This window comes from Peribacillus sp. FSL P2-0133 (genome assembly GCF_037975445.1).
Classification (GTDB): domain Bacteria; phylum Bacillota; class Bacilli; order Bacillales; family DSM-1321; genus Peribacillus; species Peribacillus simplex_E.
In genome coordinates, this window is record NZ_CP150254.1 from 4595466 (window position 1) to 4619319 (window position 23854).

The 23854-nt window shown below is 39.6% G+C and carries 28 protein-coding genes; 8 read left to right on the forward strand and 20 right to left on the reverse strand.

What is annotated here, in order from left to right:
• Positions 1 to 641: 641 nt before the first annotated feature.
• The 3 genes from MKY17_RS22075 to MKY17_RS22085 form a co-directional block, all read right to left on the reverse strand.
• Positions 642 to 2312 carry a sigma 54-interacting transcriptional regulator gene (locus MKY17_RS22075; RefSeq protein WP_098372480.1) on the reverse strand — a complete coding sequence of 557 codons (1671 nt, stop codon included), beginning with the start codon at positions 2310 to 2312 and terminating at the stop codon, positions 642 to 644.
• 64 nt (positions 2313 to 2376) lie between these two features.
• Positions 2377 to 3552, reverse strand: coding sequence for an acetyl-CoA C-acetyltransferase (locus MKY17_RS22080; RefSeq protein WP_339200683.1), 1176 nt, complete (start codon positions 3550 to 3552; stop codon positions 2377 to 2379).
• Positions 3549 to 4496, reverse strand: a complete 948-nt coding sequence (locus tag MKY17_RS22085) for a 3-hydroxyacyl-CoA dehydrogenase family protein (RefSeq protein WP_098372482.1) — start codon at positions 4494 to 4496, stop codon at positions 3549 to 3551. Before MKY17_RS22085 ends, MKY17_RS22080 begins: the two co-directional genes overlap by 4 nt.
• A gap of 257 nt (positions 4497 to 4753) precedes the next feature.
• On the opposite strand from MKY17_RS22085, the gene MKY17_RS22090 reads away from it, so the two are divergent.
• Entirely contained in the window at positions 4754 to 5530 is a 777-nt protein-coding gene (locus MKY17_RS22090) for a 3-hydroxybutyrate dehydrogenase (protein WP_061464627.1), read from the forward strand.
• A gap of 302 nt (positions 5531 to 5832) precedes the next feature.
• Positions 5833 to 6675 carry an alpha/beta hydrolase gene (locus tag MKY17_RS22095; protein WP_098372483.1) on the forward strand — a complete coding sequence of 281 codons (843 nt, stop codon included), beginning with the start codon at positions 5833 to 5835 and terminating at the stop codon, positions 6673 to 6675.
• Between the two features lie 52 nt (positions 6676 to 6727).
• Here the strand turns inward: MKY17_RS22095 and MKY17_RS22100 are convergent, their stop codons facing one another.
• From MKY17_RS22100 to MKY17_RS22115, 4 genes are all read right to left on the reverse strand, one after another.
• Positions 6728 to 6913, reverse strand: a complete 186-nt coding sequence (locus MKY17_RS22100; RefSeq protein ID WP_339200685.1) for a YjcZ family sporulation protein — start codon at positions 6911 to 6913, stop codon at positions 6728 to 6730.
• A 394-nt stretch (positions 6914 to 7307) separates the two neighbouring features.
• On the reverse strand, positions 7308 to 7475 hold the full coding sequence (locus MKY17_RS22105; RefSeq protein ID WP_179891118.1) for a hypothetical protein: 168 nt from the start codon (positions 7473 to 7475) through the stop codon (positions 7308 to 7310).
• Between the two features lie 738 nt (positions 7476 to 8213).
• Positions 8214 to 9086 carry an AraC family transcriptional regulator gene (locus MKY17_RS22110; RefSeq protein ID WP_098372486.1) on the reverse strand — a complete coding sequence of 291 codons (873 nt, stop codon included), beginning with the start codon at positions 9084 to 9086 and terminating at the stop codon, positions 8214 to 8216.
• 118 nt (positions 9087 to 9204) lie between these two features.
• Positions 9205 to 9651, reverse strand: coding sequence for a GNAT family N-acetyltransferase (locus tag MKY17_RS22115; RefSeq protein ID WP_339200686.1), 447 nt, complete (start codon positions 9649 to 9651; stop codon positions 9205 to 9207).
• 253 nt (positions 9652 to 9904) lie between these two features.
• Here MKY17_RS22115 and MKY17_RS22120 point away from each other — a divergent pair, with 253 nt between their 5' ends.
• A complete protein-coding gene (locus tag MKY17_RS22120) occupies positions 9905 to 10084 on the forward strand; it encodes a small acid-soluble spore protein H (protein WP_098372488.1) in 180 nt (59 codons plus the stop codon).
• A 263-nt stretch (positions 10085 to 10347) separates the two neighbouring features.
• On the opposite strand, the gene MKY17_RS22125 is transcribed toward MKY17_RS22120, so the two are convergent.
• The 3 genes from MKY17_RS22125 to MKY17_RS22135 form a co-directional block, all read right to left on the reverse strand.
• Positions 10348 to 10860, reverse strand: coding sequence for a DUF3189 family protein (locus MKY17_RS22125; protein ID WP_098372629.1), 513 nt, complete (start codon positions 10858 to 10860; stop codon positions 10348 to 10350).
• Positions 10861 to 11053: 193 nt separating this feature from the next.
• Positions 11054 to 12229 carry a D-alanyl-D-alanine carboxypeptidase family protein gene (locus tag MKY17_RS22130; RefSeq protein WP_098372489.1) on the reverse strand — a complete coding sequence of 392 codons (1176 nt, stop codon included), beginning with the start codon at positions 12227 to 12229 and terminating at the stop codon, positions 11054 to 11056.
• 571 nt (positions 12230 to 12800) lie between these two features.
• Positions 12801 to 13772, reverse strand: coding sequence for an acyltransferase family protein (locus MKY17_RS22135; RefSeq protein ID WP_339200689.1), 972 nt, complete (start codon positions 13770 to 13772; stop codon positions 12801 to 12803).
• Positions 13773 to 14148: 376 nt separating this feature from the next.
• On the opposite strand from MKY17_RS22135, the gene MKY17_RS22140 reads away from it, so the two are divergent.
• Complete coding sequence (locus MKY17_RS22140) at positions 14149 to 14541, forward strand: thiol-disulfide oxidoreductase DCC family protein (RefSeq protein WP_339200690.1); 393 nt, start codon at positions 14149 to 14151, stop codon at positions 14539 to 14541.
• Between the two features lie 111 nt (positions 14542 to 14652).
• Here MKY17_RS22140 and MKY17_RS22145 read toward each other — a convergent pair whose 3' ends face one another.
• From MKY17_RS22145 to MKY17_RS22170, 6 genes are all read right to left on the reverse strand, one after another.
• Positions 14653 to 15999 (reverse strand): DUF3238 domain-containing protein, encoded by a 1347-nt coding sequence (locus MKY17_RS22145; protein ID WP_339200692.1) that lies wholly within the window; start codon positions 15997 to 15999, stop codon positions 14653 to 14655.
• Between the two features lie 155 nt (positions 16000 to 16154).
• Positions 16155 to 16421 carry a general stress protein gene (locus MKY17_RS22150; RefSeq protein WP_339200694.1) on the reverse strand — a complete coding sequence of 89 codons (267 nt, stop codon included), beginning with the start codon at positions 16419 to 16421 and terminating at the stop codon, positions 16155 to 16157.
• A 150-nt stretch (positions 16422 to 16571) separates the two neighbouring features.
• On the reverse strand, positions 16572 to 16721 hold the full coding sequence (locus tag MKY17_RS22155; RefSeq protein ID WP_144528260.1) for a YvrJ family protein: 150 nt from the start codon (positions 16719 to 16721) through the stop codon (positions 16572 to 16574).
• Positions 16722 to 16771: 50 nt separating this feature from the next.
• Complete coding sequence (locus MKY17_RS22160; protein WP_053536155.1) at positions 16772 to 16990, reverse strand: DUF2922 domain-containing protein; 219 nt, start codon at positions 16988 to 16990, stop codon at positions 16772 to 16774.
• Positions 16991 to 17027: 37 nt separating this feature from the next.
• On the reverse strand, positions 17028 to 17246 hold the full coding sequence (locus tag MKY17_RS22165) for a DUF1659 domain-containing protein (RefSeq protein ID WP_339200696.1): 219 nt from the start codon (positions 17244 to 17246) through the stop codon (positions 17028 to 17030).
• Positions 17247 to 17430: 184 nt separating this feature from the next.
• Entirely contained in the window at positions 17431 to 17712 is a 282-nt protein-coding gene (locus MKY17_RS22170; protein ID WP_141993240.1) for a DUF2798 domain-containing protein, read from the reverse strand.
• 121 nt (positions 17713 to 17833) lie between these two features.
• Here MKY17_RS22170 and MKY17_RS22175 point away from each other — a divergent pair, with 121 nt between their 5' ends.
• Together MKY17_RS22175 and MKY17_RS22180 are read left to right on the forward strand one after the other, a co-directional pair.
• Positions 17834 to 18697, forward strand: a complete 864-nt coding sequence (locus MKY17_RS22175; protein WP_339200697.1) for a LysR family transcriptional regulator — start codon at positions 17834 to 17836, stop codon at positions 18695 to 18697.
• Positions 18698 to 18914: 217 nt separating this feature from the next.
• Positions 18915 to 19562, forward strand: coding sequence for a hypothetical protein (locus MKY17_RS22180; protein WP_339200698.1), 648 nt, complete (start codon positions 18915 to 18917; stop codon positions 19560 to 19562).
• A gap of 46 nt (positions 19563 to 19608) precedes the next feature.
• On the opposite strand, the gene MKY17_RS22185 is transcribed toward MKY17_RS22180, so the two are convergent.
• The 4 genes from MKY17_RS22185 to MKY17_RS22200 form a co-directional block, all read right to left on the reverse strand.
• Positions 19609 to 19863: a sigma-G-dependent sporulation-specific acid-soluble spore protein CsgA gene (locus tag MKY17_RS22185; RefSeq protein ID WP_098372499.1), complete on the reverse strand. Its 255-nt coding sequence runs from the start codon at positions 19861 to 19863 to the stop codon at positions 19609 to 19611.
• A gap of 109 nt (positions 19864 to 19972) precedes the next feature.
• Positions 19973 to 20170 carry a helix-turn-helix transcriptional regulator gene (locus MKY17_RS22190; RefSeq protein ID WP_098372500.1) on the reverse strand — a complete coding sequence of 66 codons (198 nt, stop codon included), beginning with the start codon at positions 20168 to 20170 and terminating at the stop codon, positions 19973 to 19975.
• Positions 20171 to 20180: 10 nt separating this feature from the next.
• Positions 20181 to 20693: a DUF6773 family protein gene (locus MKY17_RS22195; protein ID WP_339200699.1), complete on the reverse strand. Its 513-nt coding sequence runs from the start codon at positions 20691 to 20693 to the stop codon at positions 20181 to 20183.
• 371 nt (positions 20694 to 21064) lie between these two features.
• Positions 21065 to 21634, reverse strand: a complete 570-nt coding sequence (locus MKY17_RS22200) for a dihydrofolate reductase family protein (protein ID WP_098372502.1) — start codon at positions 21632 to 21634, stop codon at positions 21065 to 21067.
• Positions 21635 to 21849: 215 nt separating this feature from the next.
• Between MKY17_RS22200 and MKY17_RS22205 the strand changes: the two genes are divergently transcribed.
• Positions 21850 to 22776 (forward strand): NAD(P)-dependent alcohol dehydrogenase, encoded by a 927-nt coding sequence (locus tag MKY17_RS22205; protein WP_339200700.1) that lies wholly within the window; start codon positions 21850 to 21852, stop codon positions 22774 to 22776.
• Positions 22777 to 22938: 162 nt separating this feature from the next.
• The gene (locus MKY17_RS22210; RefSeq protein ID WP_339200701.1) at positions 22939 to 23292 is read left to right on the forward strand and encodes a hypothetical protein; all 354 of its coding nucleotides are present in this window, start codon (positions 22939 to 22941) and stop codon (positions 23290 to 23292) included.
• Positions 23293 to 23854 lie beyond the last annotated feature (562 nt).

The following is a 23854-nucleotide window of genomic DNA, read 5'->3' on the forward strand; positions in this document are numbered from 1 at the left end:
ACATTTTATTTCCCTTTTTATAAATAAAATCCCTTAAAACTGTCAAGGTTTCAGTACACATACGTATAAACTTCAAAAAAGTGTAAACATTTTCTTACACCATTTATATTTCCTTTCATTTTATGTACGGATCTCCTAACACTCCCGAATATTTGCTAGTGAAAAATATGCACTAATGTACCTACTGTTTTTTTTGGAGGGGCTGTTTAAACGTTCACTTCAAGTACTCGCTTTCCGCGGGCGGTCCCGGGAGCCTCCTCGGCTTGCGCCTGCGGGGTCTTCCTAGACGCGCATTTCCCGCAGGAGTCTCGAACACCCGCTCCAATCTACTGGACTGTTTTTTATAGAAAAAACTGTAGGCTGGTCTCATCCTGAACCATGATTAAGACTAGGTTTACTTCATTGTTTTTTTATAAACCCCTCATTGGATTGAAGAAATTTGCGACACTCCTGCCGAAAAACTGGCTTACCGGGACCCGGAGACGCTTGCTTTGATGAGGCTTGGCAGACAGTTGGCGGAAAGGGAGCGGATTTCTGAAAACACCTGAAACGTTTTTAAAATAAAAAAACTGCAGGCAAACTCGATATTCTTCGAATTTGTCTACAGTCTGAACCCTTTGGCAAAAGGGTACTTTCTATATTCATAAACCATATTTATTCATTTTTTCATACAGTGTTGTTCGACTCACTCCGAGTCTCTTTGCCGTTTCCGATTTATTACCAGAAGTCATTTCCAAACATGAAACTATTGCAGCCCGTTCGGTCTCATCCATTACTTCAGCTAAAGTGCGGATCGATACTGATTCTTTATGACCCGTTATTTCTTTAGGGAGATGCTTGGAACGTATCATTTCCCCTTCTTCAACAATATTCATTGCACGTTCAATGATATTCTCCAACTCACGGATATTACCCGGCCATTTATAAAGACGCAACAGCCGTAAAGCTTGTTCACTCATACCCGTTACGCGTTTTTTCATGAGGTTCTGGTACTTTTCAACAAAATGATTTACCAGTATTTCAATGTCCTCCGGTCGCTCCCTCAAGGAAGGAACCTGGATTTGCAAGACCTTCAACCGGTAATACATATCAAGTCGGAATTCCCCTTTCGAGACCATTTCCTCCAGATTACGGTTCGTTGCAGCGATTACCCGTACATCAATCGGAATGCTTCCCGTCGAACCGACCCTCTCGATCTCTTTTTCTTGTAAAACACGGAGCAGCTTCACCTGCATATGCAGTGGCAGCTCACCGATTTCATCGAGAAAAATCGTTCCGCCTTCAGCCGCTTCGAACTTACCTGCTTTTCCGCCTTTTTTTGCACCAGTGAAAGAACCCTCTTCATAGCCAAATAGCTCTGACTCCAGCAGCTCTGCCGGGATGGCGGCACAGTTCACTTTGACAAACACACCCATGGCCCTTCTGCTGTCATTATGAATGGAATGGGCAAACAGCTCCTTACCTGTTCCGCTTTCGCCCAAAATCAACACATTCGAGTCGCTTTTAGCGGCAATTTTGGCTTGACCTTTTACTTCCATGAAAGCAGTGCTTCTCCCCATCAAATGATCAAACGTATATGAGGCCTTATTTCTCTCGCGAAAATCACCTTTGTACTTTTTCAGCTCTACTTCAAGTGAATTTATCCGTTTGGAAAGAGCGGTAAATTGCCCGACATTCTTAAAAAGAATCTTTCCGACCGCCCCTATTAATTTACCTTGTTTCCTTATCGGGGAGCGGGTCGCAATTATATAATTATCTTTAATTTTTTGTAATTCAGCGACCTCTTGCTTGCCAGTTTTGGCGACCACATGCATACGGGTGTTTTCAATGACCTCCGTTACATGTTTCCCTATGGAGCTTTCCTGATCGACGCCAAGAAAATCCGCATAAGCGTGACTCAGCATTTGGACATACCCTTCCGTATCGACCATCACCAAGCCGTCATAGGCAAATTCGATAATATCCTTAAACAGAAGTTCTTCATGATTATCGATATTAAGAAAATCACTTTTATTATTTGTAAATAACAGGAGATAAATCTGATACTCCTCATCATCCATTTGAATGATGGCTTTTCTGACAATTCCATTATTATCATTCAAACGGATCGGAGTATTTACAGCTGGCACAAGATTTTTTTCAATAATCAAATTTATTTGCAGATCAAATTCATTCTCAGCAAAAGCCTCGGATAATACGCGATTGCAGAGAACGATTTCTGTTTCGTTTTTCGATACCAAAACACCGAAAGGCAATTCTTCCAATATCGCTTTCACTAATTCCAATTGAATAGTTTTATTATCGCTGGCCATTCCTATTCTCCTTAACCCGTCTGAAGTTTCCTCCATTATATCATAGGAAAATGAGGCCAAGTCATTACCGTTCCACAATCAGCGCAGTTCCCTGTCCGCCACCGATACATAATGTGGCAAGTCCGGTTTTTGCATCCCTGCGCTTCATTTCATACAATAAAGTCACTAAGATGCGGGCACCGGAAGCACCTACCGGATGACCCAGGGCAATCGCACCGCCATTTACATTCACTTTCTCCGGCTTCAGTTCAAGGTCTTTAAGCACGGCTAGTGACTGTGCCGCAAAGGCTTCATTCACTTCCATCAAATCAAGATCATCTATTGTCAATCCCGCTTTTGCCAAAGCTTTTCTTGTCGCAGGCACAGGACCGTATCCCATGATTTTCGGATCAAGCGCGGCATTTGCATATGACTTAATGGTTGCTAATGCTTCCAGTCCCAGCTCGTCCGCTTTCTCTTTAGACATCAGGACTAACATCGCACCCCCATCATTGATTCCGGATGCATTTCCTGCCGTAACCGTTCCATTTTCCTTAAAAGCAGGACGCAGCTTCGCTAGCTGGTCGATCGTCAGCCCATGACGCGGGTGTTCATCTTGGTCCACCAAGACCGTCTTTCCTCTGCGTTTATATTCAACAGGTACGATTTCATCTGCAAATCTTCCTTCAAGCTGTGCCTTTTCAGCCTTCAGTTGGCTATCTAAAGCAAATTCATCCTGCTTTTCACGGCTGATTTCCCACTGCTCGGCGATATTCTCCGCAGTCACGCCCATATGATATTGATTAAAAACATCCGTTAAGGCGTCATATGTCATGGAATCGACTGCTTCGGCATTACCCATTTTCTGTCCAAAACGATAATTTGGAAGTAAATATGGAGCATTGCTCATGCTTTCAATCCCCCCGGCAAGAATCACATCAGCATCACCAAGGGCAATGAATTGCGCTCCCATTATTACCGTACGGAGGCCAGATCCGCAAAGTTTATTAATGGCCATGGCCGGCGTTCTTTCCGGAATCCCTGCATGAATCGCAACCTGACGTGCCACATTTTGCCCTAATCCAGCAGATAGAATATTCCCTACCAATACCTCATCGATCATGTCTGCCGAGATATTTGCCCGCTTAATCGCTTCCTTGGCGGCCACAACTCCCAAGTCAACCGCAGACACATTGGCAAGACTGCCTCCAAACGCACCAACTGGTGTTCTTGCTGCCCCTACAATCACTACTTCTCTCATAATACTTCCTCCTTCTCCATTTTTAATTTTCCCAGTTTAATAAAATTACGGTCCCTCTCATTGATTTTCTGGGAAACGGTAGATCCTTCATACGTAAAAATCCCTTCTCCCGACTTCGTCCCAAGCTTTCCCTTAGCCACCAAATCACGAATCAAATCAGGGGCTTCCTTACTTTGATCCAATACCGGTGAAACATTATCAAAAACGCGCTGCCATGTATCCAGTCCGCCAAAATCAGCAATCTCGATCGGCCCAGTAAATGCCCATCGAAAACCTGGTCCAGCCGTTATCGCCGTATCGATATCCTCAGCATCGGCAACGCCCTCTTTCAATAGATAAAAGGCTTCGCGCATCAAGGCAGTCTGAAGACGATTGGCGATGAATCCTGCTATTTCTTTTTTCAAGAGAATCGGAGACTTGCCGATTTTACGCATTAAATCCATTGTTGTCTTGACGATTTCGGGCTTTGTTTCGTCATGCTGAACAATTTCAACCAACGGAACCAAATGGCCAGGATTAAAGAAATGCGTGATTACCATTCTGTCCGCAAACGAGGCCTTCTCCATCAATTGAGAAATCGGAAAGGTCGATGTATTTGAAGCAACAATGGCATCCGGTTTGATTATTTCCTCCATTTGCTGATATAGATTTAACTTCAGCTCGAGGACTTCCGGAATCGCCTCAATGATAAAGTCAGCATCCCTTACAGCCCCTTCCAAATCTACGCTATACGTAATATTCGCTAAAGCACCTTGCTTTTCCTGATCAGTCAAGGTCCCTTCCTCAATGAGCAATGATAGATTCTCAGAAATTCGATTTTGGGCATGGTATAGCAACTCTACCTTTATATCGTTAATGGTGACGAAATATCCGCTAACTGCAAAAGACTGAGCGATCCCGCTCCCCATTACACCTGAACCGATAATGGCTATTTTTTTAATCATCCAGCTTCCCCTTTCCGTTTCAATTACCTATATTTACTCACCTTTTTATCTATGCAATATTTATGCCAACGATAGGGGGAAATAAAATTCTTTTTTTATCTTGAAAATCATGATAGACTCTTACTCATTAACCTAAACCATATTTTTTATAACCTTCCCTTTATATTTCCAACGGAGTTTACCTTGTGAAATATTCCCTATTTACGACATAAAATGACAGACCTGGACCATTACATTTTTTATTGGAGGAATGTAATATGGTTAAAGATAAAGTGGCGATAATTACCGGATCTGCTAGAGGAATCGGTTTTGAGATTGGAAAGATATTCGCTGAAAATGGCGCAAAGGTCGTTTTGTCCGACCTTGACCAAAACACAGTTGAAAAAGCTGCTTTAGACCTAAGGAACAAAGGCTTGGAAGTTATCGGCTTAAAAGCAGACGTAACAAGTGAAGAGGATATTATCCAACTAATCAAACAAGCTAAAGACAAATACGGACGAATAGATATTTTCATCAATAACGCCGGCCTTCAGCATGTTGCTCCTATCGAGGAGTTTCCAACTGAAAAATTCGAACTGATGATCAAAATCATGCTGACCGCGCCATTCATTTCAATTAAGAACGTTTTGCCGATCATGAAAGAACAAGGCTTCGGCAGAATCATCAACATCTCTTCCATTAACGGCCTGATTGGATTTGCCAACAAAGCAGCGTACAATAGTGCCAAACACGGTGTAATCGGATTAACGAAAGTCGCCGCCTTGGAAAGCGCCTCTTTTGGCATTACCGTCAATGCCCTTTGCCCAGGATACGTAGACACACCTCTCGTCCGCGGTCAATTGGAGGATCTAGCGAAAACAAGACAAGTCCCGCTAGAAAGCGTTTTGGAAGAGGTCATCTATCCACTTGTCCCACAAAACCGCTTACTCGATGTAAGTGAAATTGCCGACTACGCCATTTTCCTCGCAAGCGATAAAGCACGGGGCATCACTGGCCAGGCAGTCGTGTTAGATGGCGGATATACAGCTCAATAAGTGGAAAATGCATCTGCAATAAACCCCGAATAAATGACACCAAAAAGGTGCTCTGTATTCGGGGTTTTCTGTCTTCTTGGAACTGCGGAAAAATTTGGTGGTGCAAAGATTTCGCACATGTTACAGTAATATAGGGATAATTCCCATTTCACAAATATAAAAGGAGGCCTCGTCATGATTATTAAGTGGGTTAGACTGCGATAATTAAAAGCGCAGGCCAATCATCATGCTCCGGAAAGAATTTATTGATCTGCGCCATGGTAAACGGCTATAAGATAATATTTAATACGGAGGTAAAAAACATGAGTGAACAGATACTGAAAATAAATAAAGTGGATATATGTACAGAAAGTTTTGGAAACCGTAAGGACCCTGCTGTGCTTTTGATCATGGGAGCGATGTCTTCATTAGACTGGTGGGATGATGACTTCTGTCTTCGCCTCGCTGATTCGGGGAGGTTTGTCATTCGGTACGATCATCGGGATCTCGGACGATCGGTCAGTTATGAACCCGGTACCTCCAACTATACAATAACGGACATGGCTGACGATGCCGCGGGTGTCCTGGACGCTTATTCCATAGAGCGGGCGTCGATCGTCGGAATGTCCCTAGGCGGTATGATCGGCCAGATTCTTGCATTAAGATATCCGGAACGCGTAACTACGCTTACGCTAATTGCATCAAGTGTGTTCGGGACTGTAATGGAAAAACTGCCTCCAATGGACCAAAGCATATTGGATCATCATGCGAAGAGTGCTTCCATGGATTGGTCAAATCGGGAGGCGGTCATCGCTTTTCTTGCGGATGGATGGAAAACTTTAGCCGGTTCCAAACCTTATGAGCAGGAAAGAATGTATAAACTGGCAAAAAGAGAGGCGGACCGCGCCAAACAACTACCGAGCAGATTTAATCATGCTTTGCTTGCTGGCGGAGACGAATATTTTGATAGAATGGGTGAGATATCCGTACCTGTCCTCATTATTCATGGCACAGAAGATCCAGCCTTGCCATACGAGCACGGACTTGCCCTTGCAAAAGCCATCCCTCATGCAGAATTAGTGACTCTTGATGGATCGGGACATGAGATTCATAGTGAAGATTGGGATGAAATTATCGATTCAATCATTAAGCTAACTTCGCGATAAATTAGTCATAAAAGAAGCCGACCAATAAAGGTCGGCTTTTTTTATATACTATTTAGCAGTAACCGCCATATCCTTGTACGGGGCCGTAACCGCCACCGTAACCGCCGCCGTAACCGCCGCCGAAACAAGAAGCTCCAACGATGATTAAGAGTATAAACAAAACGACTATAAAAGCGAAGCCGCCACCAAATCCACCAATATCATTACAACAACTTGATTCATGACCACAACTTGACAATAGAAACATCTCCTTATTCGTTTTAGGAGGAAAAAATTAAATGGGTTAATTCATGTTATGTTCTAATTAGGATAATGACACAAAAATCACCGGTATTTTTTTATCAACCCCACTAGACCATTTGGGAATCCAATTATCTTGTTCAAAAATATCGCCGATCCATGAACCAACTTGACGTTCCCAGCTTCGGCTGAAGAAGGAATAGGGTTAGCTACTATATTACGTAGTTCGAAAACACTTCGGCTGTCTTGCTCCCCTGGTATTTTAGTGACATAAAAAAAGGCTGCCTCAAAACTTGCCTTATTGAAGTAAAGCACCTGTTAGTGGAATAAAAAAAATAGGTTAATGCCAATAAATGTTGTTGTTATTTTTGCAAACAAGATAAATACCTTTTTTATCCTTTTTTTAACAAACCAATGGCCAACTGCTTTATTTTTAAATAATCCTTTTTATCAACTAAACATTTTTTTTGAAGAAATATACTCCATTCTTCTCCCAGCCTCTCTAATTCAACTATTCTTCTTATTAACCCTTTCTGAAACAAATACATACCCATCGTCAATCTGATTCTGCTCAACATTTTTTAATAACCTTTTAAATTTCTCAAGGAAGTTGTTCCCGTACATCTTAAGAAAATATGATTATTGACTCGACGTGCTTCTTCAACTATCCTCCCCCTTTAGTCTTCAAGAGAATCAACAATACCCTTTACCAGATTGATTTTAATAAAAAGTAATAATTTTACACTTTTATACTGGAACATCTGTTCTATTTATGTTATTCTTATAAAAACAAATAAAAAAATCAAATCGCTGCAAAAGATTTGACCGTAATTATAATTAAAGGTCGGTTGTATCCGCGGGCCTTACACGGTTGTACCGCTGAGCCGAGCCATTTGCTAACGTTCAGGGTGCCGGTGATAAAGACAGCTCCGAACTTCAGCTAAAGCACCCGTTCGTTCATTAAGAACTGGTAATTGATAACAATTACAGCTATTAATCAATCATTACTCCCCATCCATCTGTTTGCCCGCCATAAGGTTTACTTAGTCCATTTAGTCGTTTTTGTATGGATATCCACGCTCCTCTTAATGTCAAAACATAAGTCAACTGGTGCTTTAATAAATTGTTGATACTCAATAACAGGCATTTCCCAATCTCCTTATATAAGCACTTTCTAACCATCAATATAGCTCGTTATAGCAAATATTACCTAGCCCTTATTCCATTATCCTGCCCTGTTTGTTACATAAGAAAAAGCTGCCTTAAGACAGCTTTTCGAATAAATCTTTCGTCCATCCTCACTTTGTCAAAACGGGGATCCATATTTCACTTCTAAATGTTGGTGAGGTTATATCTTTATTTTCGTTCCAAAGGATTTCCGGTCCTTCCCTTTGTTCATAGTTAGAGGATGGAAACCATTCGGAATAAATACGTCCCCATACATTTTGCAGTGTTTCAGGAAAGGGACCTACCGCTTCGAATACTGCCCATGTAGATGCATCAACTTCAAGCTGTGTTAAGTTATCTGGACATTCCCTCGTTGTCGCTGCGCCGATATAATGGTCAAGCTCCCCTTTTTCCTCCAACCGGCCTTCGGAAAAATTCGCAGATGCACTAAGCAGCCCCAATGGCTCGACATTCGATAGGTTTTTAAGTTCATTTATCGTTTTCTCGTCTAAACTTTTCCACATAGATGCAATCTCTGGATTAACCCCGTTAAAAATGATTGGTACTCTTTTTTTAATTCCAATAATGTGAAATGCCTCTTTTTCTTCAATTCGATAGTTCATTTCACTGCCTCCTTTAATGGATAATTGGAAGGACATTGGTGGATAGGCTTTAAGTGAATGGCCGTTACTTCTCGCTTCTGATGGTGTGATACCATGCAAATGTTGAAACGCTCTTGCAAAAGAGTCAGGTGAGCTGTATCCGTACTTTATCGCTATATCAATGACCTTTATGCTGTTACCCTTTAGCTCAAACGCTGCAAGTGTAAGTCGTCTTCGGCGGATATACTCGGATAGTGAAATACCTGCAAGGAAGGAAAACATCCTTTTAAAATGATATTCCGAGCAATAAGCTAGCCTTGCAACTTCTTTAAAGTCAATTTCGTTCGTAAGATTTTCTTCAATGAATTTAATGGCACCATTCATATTTTTTAGCAAATCCATTCAATGACCTCCTTATATCAAAAGAATAGCAGGAATTTAAACGAATCATCCGACATTCTGTGCACGATTATGCAGGGTCTAATCCCTTTCGCACCCGCTAATGAGAATAACCTTTTTGTTAAAATGGAGATTTACTGACTTTTTGCATAAATAGCTCTGGATTATCGATCTGATTAAAACCGTATTTTTTATATAATGAATGTGCATCATTAGTTGCTAGCATAAACCTGCGGACCCCTTCCAGTTCAGAATGGTTGGTGATGACATCCATTAACCATTTTGATAATCCTAATTTACGATAGTCAGGTAATATAAACACATCGCAAAGGTATGCATGTGTTGCTAAATCTGTTATTACCCTTGCAAATCCAACTTGTTCACTACCTTCATTACCTAATTCACCTTTATAAACCCCAAAACATAAGGTCGTATTTTCAATTGACTTTATTACTGTTTCCTTTGGTATTCCCTTTGACCAGTAAGCTTCTTGATTCAAAAAATTATGTATTAAATCTACATCCAAATACTTTTTATTAGTAGAAATCGCAAAACCTTTAATATTCATTTTTACATCCCCCTAAAACTTTTTTAATTTTCTGTAATTATATCAAACCACTGATTTTAATCTTTTGAACTAGCTTGCCACGTTAGTCTAAATGATTATAAGCTGTCTTAAATATAACTTGACCTTCAGCTGACGCCCAGTTAATTAAGTAAGTGTGTAAGGGATTCTTGGAAGAATTTTAATTACAACAAGTATATCTAAGTAATTCGGAACAAATATTATACATGTTGCAAATTCAAAGGAGGTGGCTAAAATGAACGCACAACGAGCAGAAGAAATTGCTTCTTCACCAAATATGGTTAATGTAACCTATAATGAGGAAAGTATCTACATTGAGCATGTGGATGAACAAAATGGAATAGCTACAATCCATCCCCTTGATGATCCAAATAAAAAACAAAGTGTTTCTGTAACCAGCTTACAGGAACAGTAATTCCCTCGATTCAATAATAAACCTCCACTTTCGGGTGGTGGTTTATTGTTCGATTAAGTTCAATTACCATTTTCTTTAACAATCTATCCCCTTGTTGAATATCCTGCCCCGTTAGTTCCATAAAAAGAGGCTTTTGCAACAACCCTTGTCCATCCAGAAACATAACAAAAAAAGCCAACATCATTTGTTGACTTGAATTCCACAACCTGCCCTTTCAAAAACGAATTTCGATAGGCTAAGCAATCTTTTAATAGTATTACTAATTACTTATATATTTCATTTTCCAATATAATCACTTTTTCCCCATTCGCTGCTTTCCCTATTTGTTTCGTATTTTCAACCAACCGAAAAATATTATCACAGCATTGTTTGGCACCTATAAGCAATAATGGTACACCTATAAAATCAATTTTTAATGCTCTTGATAAATATCCCCCTATAGACATAGCAATAGGTACAGTTGGGGATGTATTGGAGAATACTATTTTTTCGTTAAAATGAAATTTTTCTTCTAGTAGTAAAGTCAATTCTTTTAATGCTGGAACCACAAGTTTGTCTCTTTTATGTCCAATTGTATAAACTGAGTTGCCCTCTTCATCGGTCCCGCGAAAAATTAGCTTTCCAGCATCTTCTTTCGTAAATTTATTAAAATATTTTACATTTAATATTTCTTCCGAAGTTAATTTTCTTTCCGATTGAGGTAATTGTTTTAAATGATATGCGGCAGCCAAAGACGTGGTATGTGTTCCCCCATAATCATTATAGATATACATCATGAAATCATCCCTAATAGTTTTATTTAACACTATTATGGTCATATACTCCATTTCCAATTCGGTTGCGGTACCTCTATAAGAATATTCCTGTCCTGGGATTATAGTGGCCTAAATCATAAAAATAAGAGTACACCTATTTGTCATGAATGATAAGTGCACTCTATTATTGTTTTAATTATTTATAAGCTCCCCTTTAGTTTCCGGGGTATGTATAAGCAACAACGCCTCTGATTCCATGCGGAGATTTTTTTAGTAAAAATGACGAAGCCTCTCTATCCTTGAGATGAGACATAAAATTTAGTAGCTCATCATCGATTGTTTCTTGTTTAATCGAGGCAGGCAATACTGTGTTCCTGACATCAGCGACCGTTTTAAGGTCAAAGGATTCTATTGCTTCCCCTTGTTGGTTCATGATTGAGAGAATTCCATCATTACTCGTTTTTAGACTAGGTTCATCACTAATTAAATGAGTATAGTATAAGTCTTCGTTCAGCATGTAGGAATGAGAGTAGTCCGCTGAATAAAGTTTGCTTTTTTTATCAATTTTACCTGATTTAAAGTTTTCAAAACCATAGTTGAATAAAAGCTCAGTATCAGAGTAGGCAACCTTGTCCGAAGGGGCTTTCAGAGTGACGGCAATCAAGTCCTGTTCTCCCCTAGTGGCAGTGGAAATCAGGGTGTAACCGGATTTACTGACGAAACCCGTTTTCCCGCCGGTTATTCCCTTATAGGGGAGTTCGCCTTTTAACATTTTATGATGGGTAACTAGAGTTGTGTCCCATGTTTCCACTTCCCATGGTAACTCCTTCTTTCCAAAATACTCACGGAAAGTTTCATTTTTCATTGCATATTGGGTAATTTTCGCAAGGTCACTGGCTGTCGTTACATGGTCTTTGTCAAATAATCCATGGGGGTTCGTAAAATGAGTATCGGTGACGTTTACTTCTTTTCTTAAAAACTCATTCAAATCTTCCATGAATAGTTTTTCACTACCAGACATGTGCTCGGCAATTGCGATGGCTGCATCATTTCCGGAGTTGATTAGCATTCCTGCAATTAATTTGGAAAGCTCTATTTCCTCCCCAGGTTCAATAAATACCGAAGAACCGTCTGCCTCCGCTGCTTTTTTGCTTATCGTCACCAGTTCGTCCTGATCCCCGTGTTCTATAGCATATATAGCAGTGGCAACTTTCGTTAGACTGGCTGGATACATACTTTTATCCATATTTTTTTCGTATAATACATTCCCACTTTTCGCATCAATAATGATCCCTGCTTCACTATTGAGAGGTAAGTCAGATTCTGCACTTACAGTCGTAGAGGCGAAGGGGATTAAAGCCAAGATGAAGATGAAGAAAAACTTTTTCATATGCCTCTCCTTTAATGATAGTAAAATTCTATATAGTCATAATAAAATAAATCTGAAAGTTAAAAGATGTTTTATTGAAAGTGAAATACAAAAGTAATTCCCCTTTAATAATTTTGGAAACATTTCGGTTAATGACCTTCATTTTCTTTCCTGAAATAACTTTATAAGGGTCGTAACCCTTTTAGTGGAGCCTCCATTTAATCCCCTTTAAATAGATTTTCTTGTAAATTACTAAATATCTTGGCAATTTCTTTTCATGAAAAAAACCCTTCAAACTGAAGGGCTCTGGCTGTAGACAAACTCGCTAAAGAACAAGTTTGTCTCGATTTTTATTTAGGTTTATAAAACCTCGAACGGATTGGAACGTAGGGCACTCGCTTTCCGCGGGCGGTCCGGGAGCCTCCTCGACGCTTTGCGCCTGTGGGGTCTCCCTTTGACGCGCTTTTCCCGCAGGAGTCTCGTACCTTCCGTTCCAATCAACTTTGTTTTGAAATATTGATAAAACCCCTTTTGTCTACTAACTCAACCCTTCAAACTGAGGGTTATTTACTTTATAGGTGTTAAGATTCTGTTATGTTTTCATTTTCATTCCTAATAACATACATTCCACTTTTACAATCGGCTTTCTTGATAATATAAATATAATAGTTACAGATATGACTAATAAAACATAATATTGGCCACTTTCTTTGATCCAATCATAAATAAATGAGTTATAAACATATTCCAGAATAAACATATGAAAAAGATAAATAACCAATGTAATGGATCCTAATTCAGTAAAAAATGTATGCTTTTTAGGAACAATACAAAGAAAACAATAAGTTGCTGCTCCCATGATTAAATAAACGATCAACTTATATATAAAACCGAGGGCAATGGAACCTTCCATTAATTCCTTATAACTTAAACGACCATAAAACCATTCCCTCCAAGTCATTTCACCATAGAAATAAATACCGGTAAAGATTAACCCTAGTACAACCCAGCCGATTAGGGCATTACTTTTCTTTTTAACCCATTCAAAATGATCTTTTTCTAAAAAATGTCCAATTAAAAAGAAAGGAAAGAAAAAGAACGTTCTCGACAAACTTAACCATTCATTAACTTCACCCATGTAACCAATTATTAGAGATACAATTATCGAAAAAATGATTCCATATTTCCTGGAGGAAAATATAAACAATAATATATTCCAAAAGAATAAGCTTATTAAGAACCATAAGGCCCACCTTGGAGTCAAAATGGTGAATTCAATTGGTTCATCAAATAACTTCTGATAATAGAAGGTATAAATCACCTGGAATAGTACATAGGGAATTAATATTTTCTTTATTAGCACCCAGAGGTCCTTTTTACTTTTTATCTTTCTTGAAAAATAGCCGGATACTAAAATAAAAGCTGGCATATGGAATGAAAAAACAAACAAATAAATAGTTAAAATCCATTCGTTTTCTTCTACCATTCGAGCTAATGTGTGTCCCAAAACCACTAGTACGATTAAAACAGCTTTCGCATTATCAAAATAAGGATCACGTTTCATTAAATCCTACCTCCTCTAAAGAAACTGCTCGTTATATCTCCTAATCCTTAATTATGCTTTGAATTTAAAAAACCGGCTTTCCTCTAAAAAAGGATTGCCGGCTTTTTTACTAAAGGAAATTCATTGGAGTAACTACCATATCATAGCTTGTTTACAGTATAGTTAATGGAAAATAACAGTTTGATAACAGAGACTTAAACCAGCCAATCGCTGCCTTCTTATGGCACACGCACCCGTTTAGTGACTTGCCGAAACGAACAATCACTTCCAAAATTTCGTAACTCCAAGCAGTTCCATACGTTTTCGCCTTACCAAAACGGGTAGTGTATTATAGAAGCATGAGTATGATAAACGTCTCTCTATAGGAGGAATGTTCATGAATCCGGTCATTTTATTTGATGGTGAATGCAACTTTTGCGATTCGAGTGTCCAGTTCATCATAAAGCGGGACCCGCAGGAGCTTTTTCATTACGCTTCACTTCAAAGTGAGGCGGGACAAGAGTTGCTGAAGAAGTATGATGTTCCTGCAGATATAGATAGCATGGTGCTGATCGAAAGGGATAAGGCCTACTATAAATCGTCTGCAGCCTTGAGGATTTGCCGCCGCTTACAAGGGGCCTGGAAATTGCTTTACGGTTTCATCATCGTTCCAAGCTTCATCCGGAACTTCGTTTATGATTTCATTGCCAGGAATCGTTACAAATGGTTCGGAAAGAAAGAAGAAAGCTGTATGCTGCCGTCGCCAAGTGTTCGAAAGCGATTTCTATAAAAAGATCTCATCAACAAGCAAAAAGGACTTCAAGTATTCGAGGTCCTTTTTGTTTGTTGTATTAGAAATGTTCAAAAATAGGACGATAAGCTATCTTGGCTTTTCGTCCTTTCATTGTGTAAATGTAGAGTATCTCCATAAATGGTTGGCCATTGGATGCGCCATCATTTCGAGCCCTTTGTTTTCCGCTAGGTGCAAGGGTTCCCAGTTTTGTTCATCTGCCTCCTTTAGGTAGACTTCGTGATGCGGTGCCTGATCATGATAGCCGGCTATATTGATTTCGCCATTTCGGTAAAAGGTCCCGATCACTTTATAATCAACGGCAGGAGAAATGATGATTGGGTTGCCTACAGAGTGTGTCAGCTGAATCGTTGTTTTCTCATGATTTGATAATACATGCTTCACTACAATGTCTTCATCCGAGGCCACTCCTTCTTCGAGGAAATCCCCATCATGATTGTAGGCCTCGCTTTTCCCGACTGCTTTGGTAAATTCAATCTCAGCTTCACTTTCCTTTTCGTGAATGTACACATCGACCCTAGTCCTGTATCGGGGTGATTCAGGATCATACCCGCGGTTGTCTCCTTTAAAATAGGGAACCTTTGAGGCAATATTGGGGTTTTTCAGCCACTCTTCCGGTAGAAAGGTGGAATAGCGCAGCTGCCAATTTTTTTTCTTTTTACCTTCCACATCGTTTTCAACTGACCGCAAAAGCTGTTTTACAGGTCCTATCTTTTTCGTATTCGTTATTTCCTCGATCGCTGCCTGTGCTTGGGATGATCCTTTTTTTACGGCTCCGACAATACTCGCTACAAGGGATTTCACGGCATAGGACTCCTGCTCTGAACGCGGAAGGGGCCGCTTTGCTTTAATGGTATATGTGTATTCCTGATCCTCACTAATACTCCGATCACTGAAGGAACATCCACCCACTTTCCCAATAGCCACTCCATTTCGGTAAACCCGATACTCTTTTATTCCCTTGATGGGCTCCCATTCCAGGCTGGCTTGGCCTTTTGCGACAATCGTGGTGAATACCAAATCCAAAAGGATATTATCCTCTTTTTTATTCTCGGCGGTCGTTGATGTCTGTATTTTCATCCTGTTCACTGACTGTTCCTTTTCATTCAAGCTATCTATCGAGTACGTATAGATGGTTCCTGGAGTCAGTCCCTGATCTGCCATCCTTGGCTCCGGGCCGCTGTAAATCAGCTCTTTCCCCCTAAATACCCGAAAGAAACCACCTTCATCAGGCCAAATAAGCTTAATGGAATCTTCTTTCCGTTCGATCTTACACATCAATGAAGCCGTTTTGAATACCGCTTGATGCTTCCTCTTATTCGAAATGAGATAAGCGATGCCCGCAAGACCAAGAGCAAGCAATGAATGCCGTGCAGTGAATGTAACTCCGCCTACTTTTAAACGGGGAAATGAATAATGGACGATCAACTTCTTCATCACCTCTTTCTTTTCTAGGTGTTATTTCTTTACCCACTTTAATTTCCAAGCACACCTTGTAATGTGCTGTGAAGGTTATTTCCATTGGGATGGCATAAAAAAACCGAGGGAATGTTTACTTCCCTCGGTCATTTATGAGTTTCCTGGATTATATTTTAACGGCGGCTTTTTTCCCCGCCTTTGCGTCCTGCTTCTTCACGGCTCATTTTTCCATCATCGGAACCATCTCGTTGATTGGCCCGTGCCCCTCCGCCTTTTTCGCCGATTTCCTGATAGAATTCCTTATCATGATTTTCGGAAGTGGCCTCTCCGCCTTTTTGCCCAATCTCTTGGAAAAATTCCTTATCATGTTTTTTTGCTGTCGCTTCCCCGCCTTTGCGGCCAGCTTCTTCCCTGCTCATTTTTTCATTGTTGTTAGTCATTAAAACTCCTCCTTATTGTTTGGATTTTTGATGAACTAGCTACAGTTTTATGTATACCCGATAGTTTTGATATGAAACTAGCATCTATTAATACTTTTCCATTTCAAAAGGAAAGCATCATGAATGATATCACTCATGATGCTTCCTAACCTACTTGGGAATCCCTTCTCGCAAGCGATCTGGCAGCTCTACAAGGGTTTCATTCAAAGTATCCAATTTCGTTTCAATCCTATGAAGCAAATAAAGGGTAACAATGATCGGGAACCCAATATCACTGACAAATGGCAGGATTTGATCCACTTTTATTCACCTCAATTCAAGTTTGTCCAACAAGATGACTCTCCCGTCCGTCAGATAAGTTCCACTTCCTCGACATTCCGCTCGACAAGGCGTGCCGCTTTCAAATCGACGAAATCCCCGGAAGATGTAACGAACACGTTACCCGCAATGATTTTTTCCATCGCCAGTTTAACCGTGTTTACCTCGACCGGCTCCTTCGGATTATCAACGGAAATCGTCGCTGACTTTCCTTCCTCCGTAACGAAAATCAATTCCAGTACTTTAGCCATTTCAAATCACCTCCCCCTCGTACGACATCAAAACCGTTTAGCCAATCAATGAATACGTATCCACCCGGGTCACTTCACCCATTGGATAATTCTGCACACTTGAGATTGCCACAGCTGACGAAAACAACTGATCCGCCGTTGCCTCGACCTTGATGTTCGAAAATGCTCTCCGCTTAAAAACGAGAGCCCCTTTTTCATTTAACCCCGTCTCAAAATCGATCCGCAACGTACTTGATACTGGAATCTGACTTGCCATATCACTCACCCCCTTTCACACTCTATATAAACTTTTTCAGGGTTAAAGTAGCATGGCCTTGAAATTTTTCAGGAAAACGAATAAAAAGCTCCCCATCATTTGGGCAGCTCTATAAACTATTTTTCAGGAAAATCCTTTAAATCAATATCCACATTCTTACCGAAATTTTAATTCCTTCTGGCCATTATCTATTGTCTTCTTCTCTCACTAAAAAATCTTTCTCAATTATTGGCGGTTTTTCTACAAAATTAATTCTTCTCATTATTTGTTGTATTACTCTCGGAAAAAAGTAAGCTCCAAAGAAAGCACAGATAAAAGCCTGTGACCAAGTTTTTAACCATGTAGATAAGAATATATGATCATAACCACTATTTATTGAGACTAATATAAATGAAATAAAAATGGACATACTAAAAGCCATAATAAATGCATAAATAATATTTCTGTATTTAACGTTAATACTCATTATTTTTCTACTTCAACTCCTGACCTAATAATAACTATATTTTATTTCTTCCATTTACATTAGTAAAACCAATTTTTATAATAGTTTTATTAGAATTACTAATGCAAGGAGGTTAGTGTGGTTGAATTCGTATTATGCTTTTATCAAAACCATAGAAACAGGCAGCTTCACAAAAGCTGCTGAAGAACTTGGCTATACTCAGTCCGCCATTAGCCAAATGGTGCATTCATTAGAGGAAGAACTTTCCACCACTCTTATTTTACGTTCTCGAAAGGGCATTACACTGACACCAGATGGCGAGGAATTTTTGCCATTTATCAGGAAGGTTTGTAATTCACATAGGGAACTGACTGAAAAGCACAAAGAGATGGAGGGACTGCAAAGCGGCCTTATTCGAATTGGAACCTTTTCCAGTGTTACATGTCATTGGATACCGGGAATGATCAAAGATTTTAAGGAACTTTACCCAACTGTCCATTTCGAATTACATCAAGGAAATTATACGGAAATCTCAAATTGGATTAAAGAAGGAAGCGTAGACTTTGGCTTTGTGAATTCAAATGTTTCGGACCTAACTACGATACCCTTGCAGGAAGATGAAATGCTGGCTGTAATGCCAGTAAACCATCCTTTAGCATCATCCACAAAAGTATCATTGAAACAGTTGCTAAAAGATCCTTATATTCTGTTGGATGAGGGAGTTATAAATGAACCATTAATAGGTTTTAAACAGTACAATTTTGAACCTGATACACAATACCGAGTATTTGATCCCTATGCGATTATGTCCATGATTGAACAAGGGCTTGGCATTTCGATTTTACCGAAACTTCTCTTAAATAAATGTCCCTATAATATTGTTACGAAAGCTATCTCTCCTTCTATTATTCGAACAATTACTTTGGCGTATAAGGATAAAAGGGTATTGCCAATAGCTAGCAGGTATTTTATTGACTTTATTATTGAAAGGTATAGGGAAGCTTAAAATAATACCTATTCATTGTTGCAGCAATTCTTGAGACCCGTTACTTGTTTCATAAAATAAATCCAAATACCGTTTTTGCCATTCAGCTTATTTTCCCTTTGAATCATGTTTTTATAACTGACATTTTTGATGGGAAGATAAATTGCATTTGGCTTTAAATGGCACGTCATGTTCGCCTTTTCTGGGAAATAATAATCACGAAAGGATGTGGATGTTGATGTCATTAGAATGGTTTGACAGAGTTAGCGGGGAATTGCAGGATCATCTTCAATCAATTTGTGAGAAATACGACCGTAATGGCAGTATGATCGTGGAGCGCGGGTCGAAGCATCCACGGATCGAGTTTTATACAGAGCTTGATGACAATGAGAGGGATTATTTTTCCACGCTGTTTTTTGATCCGTATAATGAAGAATTTTATATGGAATCGTTTGAGCCGGATTTAGGTCAGATCAGTAAGGTCATCCTTGCAGACATTGAAGATATCGTCGATGCTGTCCACGAGAGCTTCCATAACTATTTGGAAGAGGATGATGCCGATTACGAATATGCTATGGATATGGATGATGAAAATAATGATTTGTATGATCCAGACGGCGAAGAATCCGATATATACGAAATCGATGTAGATTGGGAAACGCCTGAAGTGACCGCCTATATTCAGGATAATGAAGTGGAGGTCACCTACCAATTTGGTATCGTTCAGGAAACAGGTGATGGTGTGCTGAAACGGATCAACCGGATTCGGACAGCGGATGATGACCTGATAAAGGATGAAACGAATTTCATTTTCAGCAAGGAAGAAGCAAGCACGATCATCGCCATGATCGCCAGTCATATGGATTCACTTAGTGAAATGGAATAAAAAAACCAACAAAACCTTGTCCATGATCATCATGGACAAGGTTTTATCATATAATAATCAGTTCATATACCTCTGATAATTGCGTGACCCGTTCCGTATCACTCGCTTCCTTCGCATGCTTGATTTCCTGAGGAAGAATATGGTTAAGGAGGCTGGCTTCTTTACCGGATAGCTTATTGACGAGTTCTTCTTCAGAATGAAAATGTCCGCTTTTAATTTTATTATATATTTCCTGCGCTGCAGGATATTGGTCCGTATAGTTAGATAATATCTCACGTAAGTAACCAATCGTACGATCCATCAAACCATCCCTTTCGAATGTTAGATTTTTGCTTACATGCTATACCTTCCCCCATTTTTTGATGATAAATTCCTAAAAAAAAGATATCCAAGTCAATGGATACCTCTAATCAGTCTTCCTCCCAAAACAAATCATCCAATGTACGTGATAATGCTTTACAAATACCGACACACAAACTTAATGAGGGATTATACTTTCCGGCTTCAATCAATCCTATCGTTTGCCTGGAAACGCCAACAATTTTGGCCAGTTCATCTTGTGACAGGTCCTTTTCTACTCTCGCAAGCTTCAGTTTTATATTTTTCAAGGGAAGGCACCTACAATTTCTTATTATCTTCGCTATTTTTCATTCCGATTTTCTTCGCCAGCAAGTATATACCACCAAAAAACAAAAGTAAAATCGGCAAATAGATCATAATGGATACAAACGATACCAATACAAAATACCATACGCCCTGGGAACTGCCATCCGCATAGTTTACAGCACTATTCACCCCCATGAATATGGCGATGATGAGAGCTAAAGCAACCGAACCAAAAATCGTCTTCCTGCTCATCGGTGTTTTGCTTGTACGGTCATGTATTTCCACTTCATCCCAGAATACACCTAAGAAAATGGAACGAGCTAAGTAATACAGTCCTCCTGCAACAATGATCACGAATTCCAGATATAGCTCCCCGCTGCCTGCACCATATTTATATAGTTTGAAAAGTACACTCACCAGGCAAATGGCCAAGATGACGTGATACATTTCTTTATAAATTTTATTTCTTACATGCTCAACCCGCTCATCCGTGATCTTTTTCGTTCGTCTAAATAAATCCATCATCGATCGACCTCCATTTAATTCCATTACTTACTCTTATTATATGATTTATTTTACTTTTTGCAACATATATATTACATTTTATAATTTATAAATGGCAATACGCATAAAAAAAAGGTATCCACACGTCAAGTATGGATACCTTTTTAAGATTTTACTCGTAAGTTTTGGGGATTTACTCGTGAATTTCAAGCATTTACTCGTGAGTTTTGGGGTTTTACTCGTGAATTTCAAGGTTTTACTCGTGAATTCATCATTATAAATATCCCTTCAATACTTATTTAACAGCAAATACAAAAACTCCATTTTTTAAAAATGGAGTTACTCTCTTTTTATCTACATATGAGTTTTAAGCCTATCATCATGCTTTTCAATTACCCTTCATTAAGATGATAGCAAAGTTGAACAACGCCAGAGGAAAATCTTTTTGTATCAACCAGTTTTAGATTCAATCTCTCCTTCATGTCAATAAACAAAGGTTTTCCTTCCCCTAAAACAACAGGGTGAACAGATAACCTAAATTCATCAACCAGCCCAAATCTTATAAAAGTTGTAATAAGACTTGCCCCGCCATAAAGCCAGATGTCTTTACCAGGCTTTTTCTTTAATTTATTTACTTCTTCAACAATATTATCATTTATGATTGTTACTTTATCATCAGTGCTTTTTTTTGTTTTGGAAAACATGAATTTTTCTTTGCCATGAACTAAATTCCACATTTCTTTTTCAGTATCAGATACCTCATTTTCTGGAGTATATTGTCCCCATAAATCATAGCTTTTTCTCCCATAAAAAATAGTATCAATTTGATTTAAGAAATCAATGAACCCCATTTCAGAGTCCATAATGCACCAGTCCACTTCCCCTTTCGGCCCTTCAATAAATCCATCTAAAGTAACTGCTAAATCTAAAACTATTCTTCTCGGTCTTTCGTTAATGGCCATACTTTTAGCTCCTTTGTATTATAGAATTTCCCTTGTTATAACATCATAAGGTTTCGACCGCTCAGCGAGACACTTGCCCCTGACCGATGCCGGACAAATACCTGCTGCTTTTAAGCTTCATACAAAAGTTTCTTCCGTTTCGCTTACATGTAGTTTTATATTACAGCTTCTATCATAGTATTAAAAGATTGTATTAAAAACTAAGGAGACTCGCGATGAAAGCAATGGTATGCACAAAATACGGTTCACCCGATGTACTGGAACTCCAAGAGGTGGCAAAACCAACGCCCAAGGACAACGAAATCCTGGTAAAGGTCCACGCGGCAACAGTGGCTTCAGGAGACATAAGAGTCCGGAGTTTCAATAGCCCCCTCTTATTATGGCTGCCGATGCGAATCTTCCTGGGGCTTAGAAAACCGCGAAAATCAATACTCGGAGTGGAGCTGGCCGGGGAAATAGAGGAAACGGGCAGGGATGTGAAAAAATTCAAAAAAGGCGACCAGATTTTTGCCATGACTGGAATGAATTTTGGAGCTCATGCCGAATACACATGCTTACCTGAAGACGGCCAAATAGCTATAAAGCCTGCCAATGTGACCTATGAGGAAGCCGCCGCCATTTCTTTTGGGGGAACGACAGCCCTGCATTTTTTCAGAAAAGCCAATATCCAGGACGGGCAAAAAGTCCTCATCTACGGAGCATCCGGTTCAGTAGGAACTTCAGCCGTACAGCTAGCCAAATACTTTGGAACAGAAGTTACCGGAGTATGCAGTGCCGCTAATTTTGAATTGGTGAAATCATTGGGAGCAGATGAGGTAATTGATTATACCGAGGAGGATTTCACGGAAAGACAAGAGCGATATGACATCATCTTTGATGCAGTCGGGAAAAGCTCGAAAGCCACTTGCAAGAAGGCACTGACCCCGAACGGGCGATACGTGTCCGTCGAAGGACAAGGAATAGCAAAGGTACTTACGGAAGATTTATTACTTCTCAAGGAGCTTATCGAAACTGAAAAAATAAAATCGGTCATTGATAAACGCTACCCGCTGGAACAGATTCCCGAGGCTCATAGATATGTAGAACAAGGACATAAAAAGGGAAATGTAGTCATAACTTTGGTTGATCATGGTAGATCCTGACATAACCTACTTCAAATGCTTGGACATGAAAATACCCCTTGGACAATTGGATCTGAAGGGGTATTTCGTCACGTAATTATGATGTCATTATGCAGGAAGTGTTGAAACTTTTTCCAGTAATAAACGTATATGGAAGATATATAGCCATTTCTGGAGGACTCAATGAATATAGATGCAATCGTACGATTAGTTTTAATGTTAGGGATTCCGGCCTTCATGATGTGGCGGGGTTATAAAAAGATGTCAGAAGAAGAACAAAATGATGTGAAAACCGATTTTACGAGTAAGCATTTTATCTCTACAATTGGTTTAGTCGCACTCAGTCTACTATTCTTTTTGCTTGAACCAATTTTTGAAATGACTTGGATGAAGATGATTGGCGCTGTATTTCTATCTATCGGAATAATGGTGAGCATTGTTTTGACATGGGTAGATGCCCCCTCAAAAAGGAAGGCAGTGCTAAAAATTATCACTTTATTAATCGCCCTGTCTATCATGTTATGGGCGAATTATTAAATAGGTGCAGCCCTCTGCACCTATTCTTCTATCCTGTTATCATTTTTCTCCCAGTTTGATTTCAGAAACCTAAATAACTATTAAGAAAATCATAGTCTTGTATTCATGGATCGGGATGAGCCATTCCGACCCTCTCCAGACTATAGCCAAATTGGAAGAAAAGTCAGTTTACCTATAGTTTTTTTATTTGTAAAACGCTCCAGTTGATTGGAACGGAAGGTACGAGACTCCTGCGGGAAAAGCGCGTCTAGGGGAGACCCCGCAGGCGCAAGCCGAGGAGGCTCCACGACCGCCCGCGGAAAGCGAGTACCTGGAGTGGAAATCAACGATCAGATTTACAAACCCTCAAAAAAAAATGTTCCAGTTTGATTTCAGAAACCCGCTCCCTTTCCGCCGACTGTCTGACAAGCCTCATCAAAGCAAGCGTCTGTGGGGTCTCGGCTAACCAGTTATTCGGCAGGAGTGTCGCAAATTTCTTCAATCCAATGAGGGGGTTATAAAAAAACTATTAAGAAAACCATAGTCTTGTAATCATGAATCCGGATGAGCCATTTCGACCCCC

What these genes read in the sequence shown, in the direction of transcription:
- MKY17_RS22170 (WP_141993240.1), bottom strand. Translation starts at nt 17,712, where the DNA reads ATGAGTATTAACGTTAAATACAGAAATATTATTTATGCATTTATTATG.
- MKY17_RS22195 (WP_339200699.1), bottom strand. Translation starts at nt 20,693, where the DNA reads ATGATGGATTTATTTAGACGAACGAAAAAGATCACGGATGAGCGGGTT.
- MKY17_RS22185 (WP_098372499.1), bottom strand. Translation starts at nt 19,863, where the DNA reads ATGGATCGTACGATTGGTTACTTACGTGAGATATTATCTAACTATACG.
- MKY17_RS22125 (WP_098372629.1), bottom strand. Translation starts at nt 10,860, where the DNA reads ATGATGTATATCTATAATGATTATGGGGGAACACATACCACGTCTTTG.
- MKY17_RS22095 (WP_098372483.1), top strand. Translation starts at nt 5,833, where the DNA reads ATGAGTGAACAGATACTGAAAATAAATAAAGTGGATATATGTACAGAA.
- MKY17_RS22200 (WP_098372502.1), bottom strand. Translation starts at nt 21,634, where the DNA reads ATGGCCATTAACGAAAGACCGAGAAGAATAGTTTTAGATTTAGCAGTT.
- MKY17_RS22205 (WP_339200700.1), top strand. Translation starts at nt 21,850, where the DNA reads ATGAAAGCAATGGTATGCACAAAATACGGTTCACCCGATGTACTGGAA.
- MKY17_RS22090 (WP_061464627.1), top strand. Translation starts at nt 4,754, where the DNA reads ATGGTTAAAGATAAAGTGGCGATAATTACCGGATCTGCTAGAGGAATC.
- MKY17_RS22120 (WP_098372488.1), top strand. Translation starts at nt 9,905, where the DNA reads ATGAACGCACAACGAGCAGAAGAAATTGCTTCTTCACCAAATATGGTT.
- MKY17_RS22140 (WP_339200690.1), top strand. Translation starts at nt 14,149, where the DNA reads ATGAATCCGGTCATTTTATTTGATGGTGAATGCAACTTTTGCGATTCG.
- MKY17_RS22115 (WP_339200686.1), bottom strand. Translation starts at nt 9,651, where the DNA reads ATGAATATTAAAGGTTTTGCGATTTCTACTAATAAAAAGTATTTGGAT.
- MKY17_RS22145 (WP_339200692.1), bottom strand. Translation starts at nt 15,999, where the DNA reads ATGAAGAAGTTGATCGTCCATTATTCATTTCCCCGTTTAAAAGTAGGC.
- MKY17_RS22150 (WP_339200694.1), bottom strand. Translation starts at nt 16,421, where the DNA reads ATGACTAACAACAATGAAAAAATGAGCAGGGAAGAAGCTGGCCGCAAA.
- MKY17_RS22160 (WP_053536155.1), bottom strand. Translation starts at nt 16,990, where the DNA reads ATGGCTAAAGTACTGGAATTGATTTTCGTTACGGAGGAAGGAAAGTCA.
- MKY17_RS22085 (WP_098372482.1), bottom strand. Translation starts at nt 4,496, where the DNA reads ATGATTAAAAAAATAGCCATTATCGGTTCAGGTGTAATGGGGAGCGGG.
- MKY17_RS22130 (WP_098372489.1), bottom strand. Translation starts at nt 12,229, where the DNA reads ATGAAAAAGTTTTTCTTCATCTTCATCTTGGCTTTAATCCCCTTCGCC.
- MKY17_RS22180 (WP_339200698.1), top strand. Translation starts at nt 18,915, where the DNA reads ATGTCATTAGAATGGTTTGACAGAGTTAGCGGGGAATTGCAGGATCAT.
- MKY17_RS22110 (WP_098372486.1), bottom strand. Translation starts at nt 9,086, where the DNA reads ATGGATTTGCTAAAAAATATGAATGGTGCCATTAAATTCATTGAAGAA.
- MKY17_RS22080 (WP_339200683.1), bottom strand. Translation starts at nt 3,552, where the DNA reads ATGAGAGAAGTAGTGATTGTAGGGGCAGCAAGAACACCAGTTGGTGCG.
- MKY17_RS22210 (WP_339200701.1), top strand. Translation starts at nt 22,939, where the DNA reads ATGAATATAGATGCAATCGTACGATTAGTTTTAATGTTAGGGATTCCG.
- MKY17_RS22165 (WP_339200696.1), bottom strand. Translation starts at nt 17,246, where the DNA reads ATGGCAAGTCAGATTCCAGTATCAAGTACGTTGCGGATCGATTTTGAG.
- MKY17_RS22075 (WP_098372480.1), bottom strand. Translation starts at nt 2,312, where the DNA reads ATGGCCAGCGATAATAAAACTATTCAATTGGAATTAGTGAAAGCGATA.
- MKY17_RS22135 (WP_339200689.1), bottom strand. Translation starts at nt 13,772, where the DNA reads ATGAAACGTGATCCTTATTTTGATAATGCGAAAGCTGTTTTAATCGTA.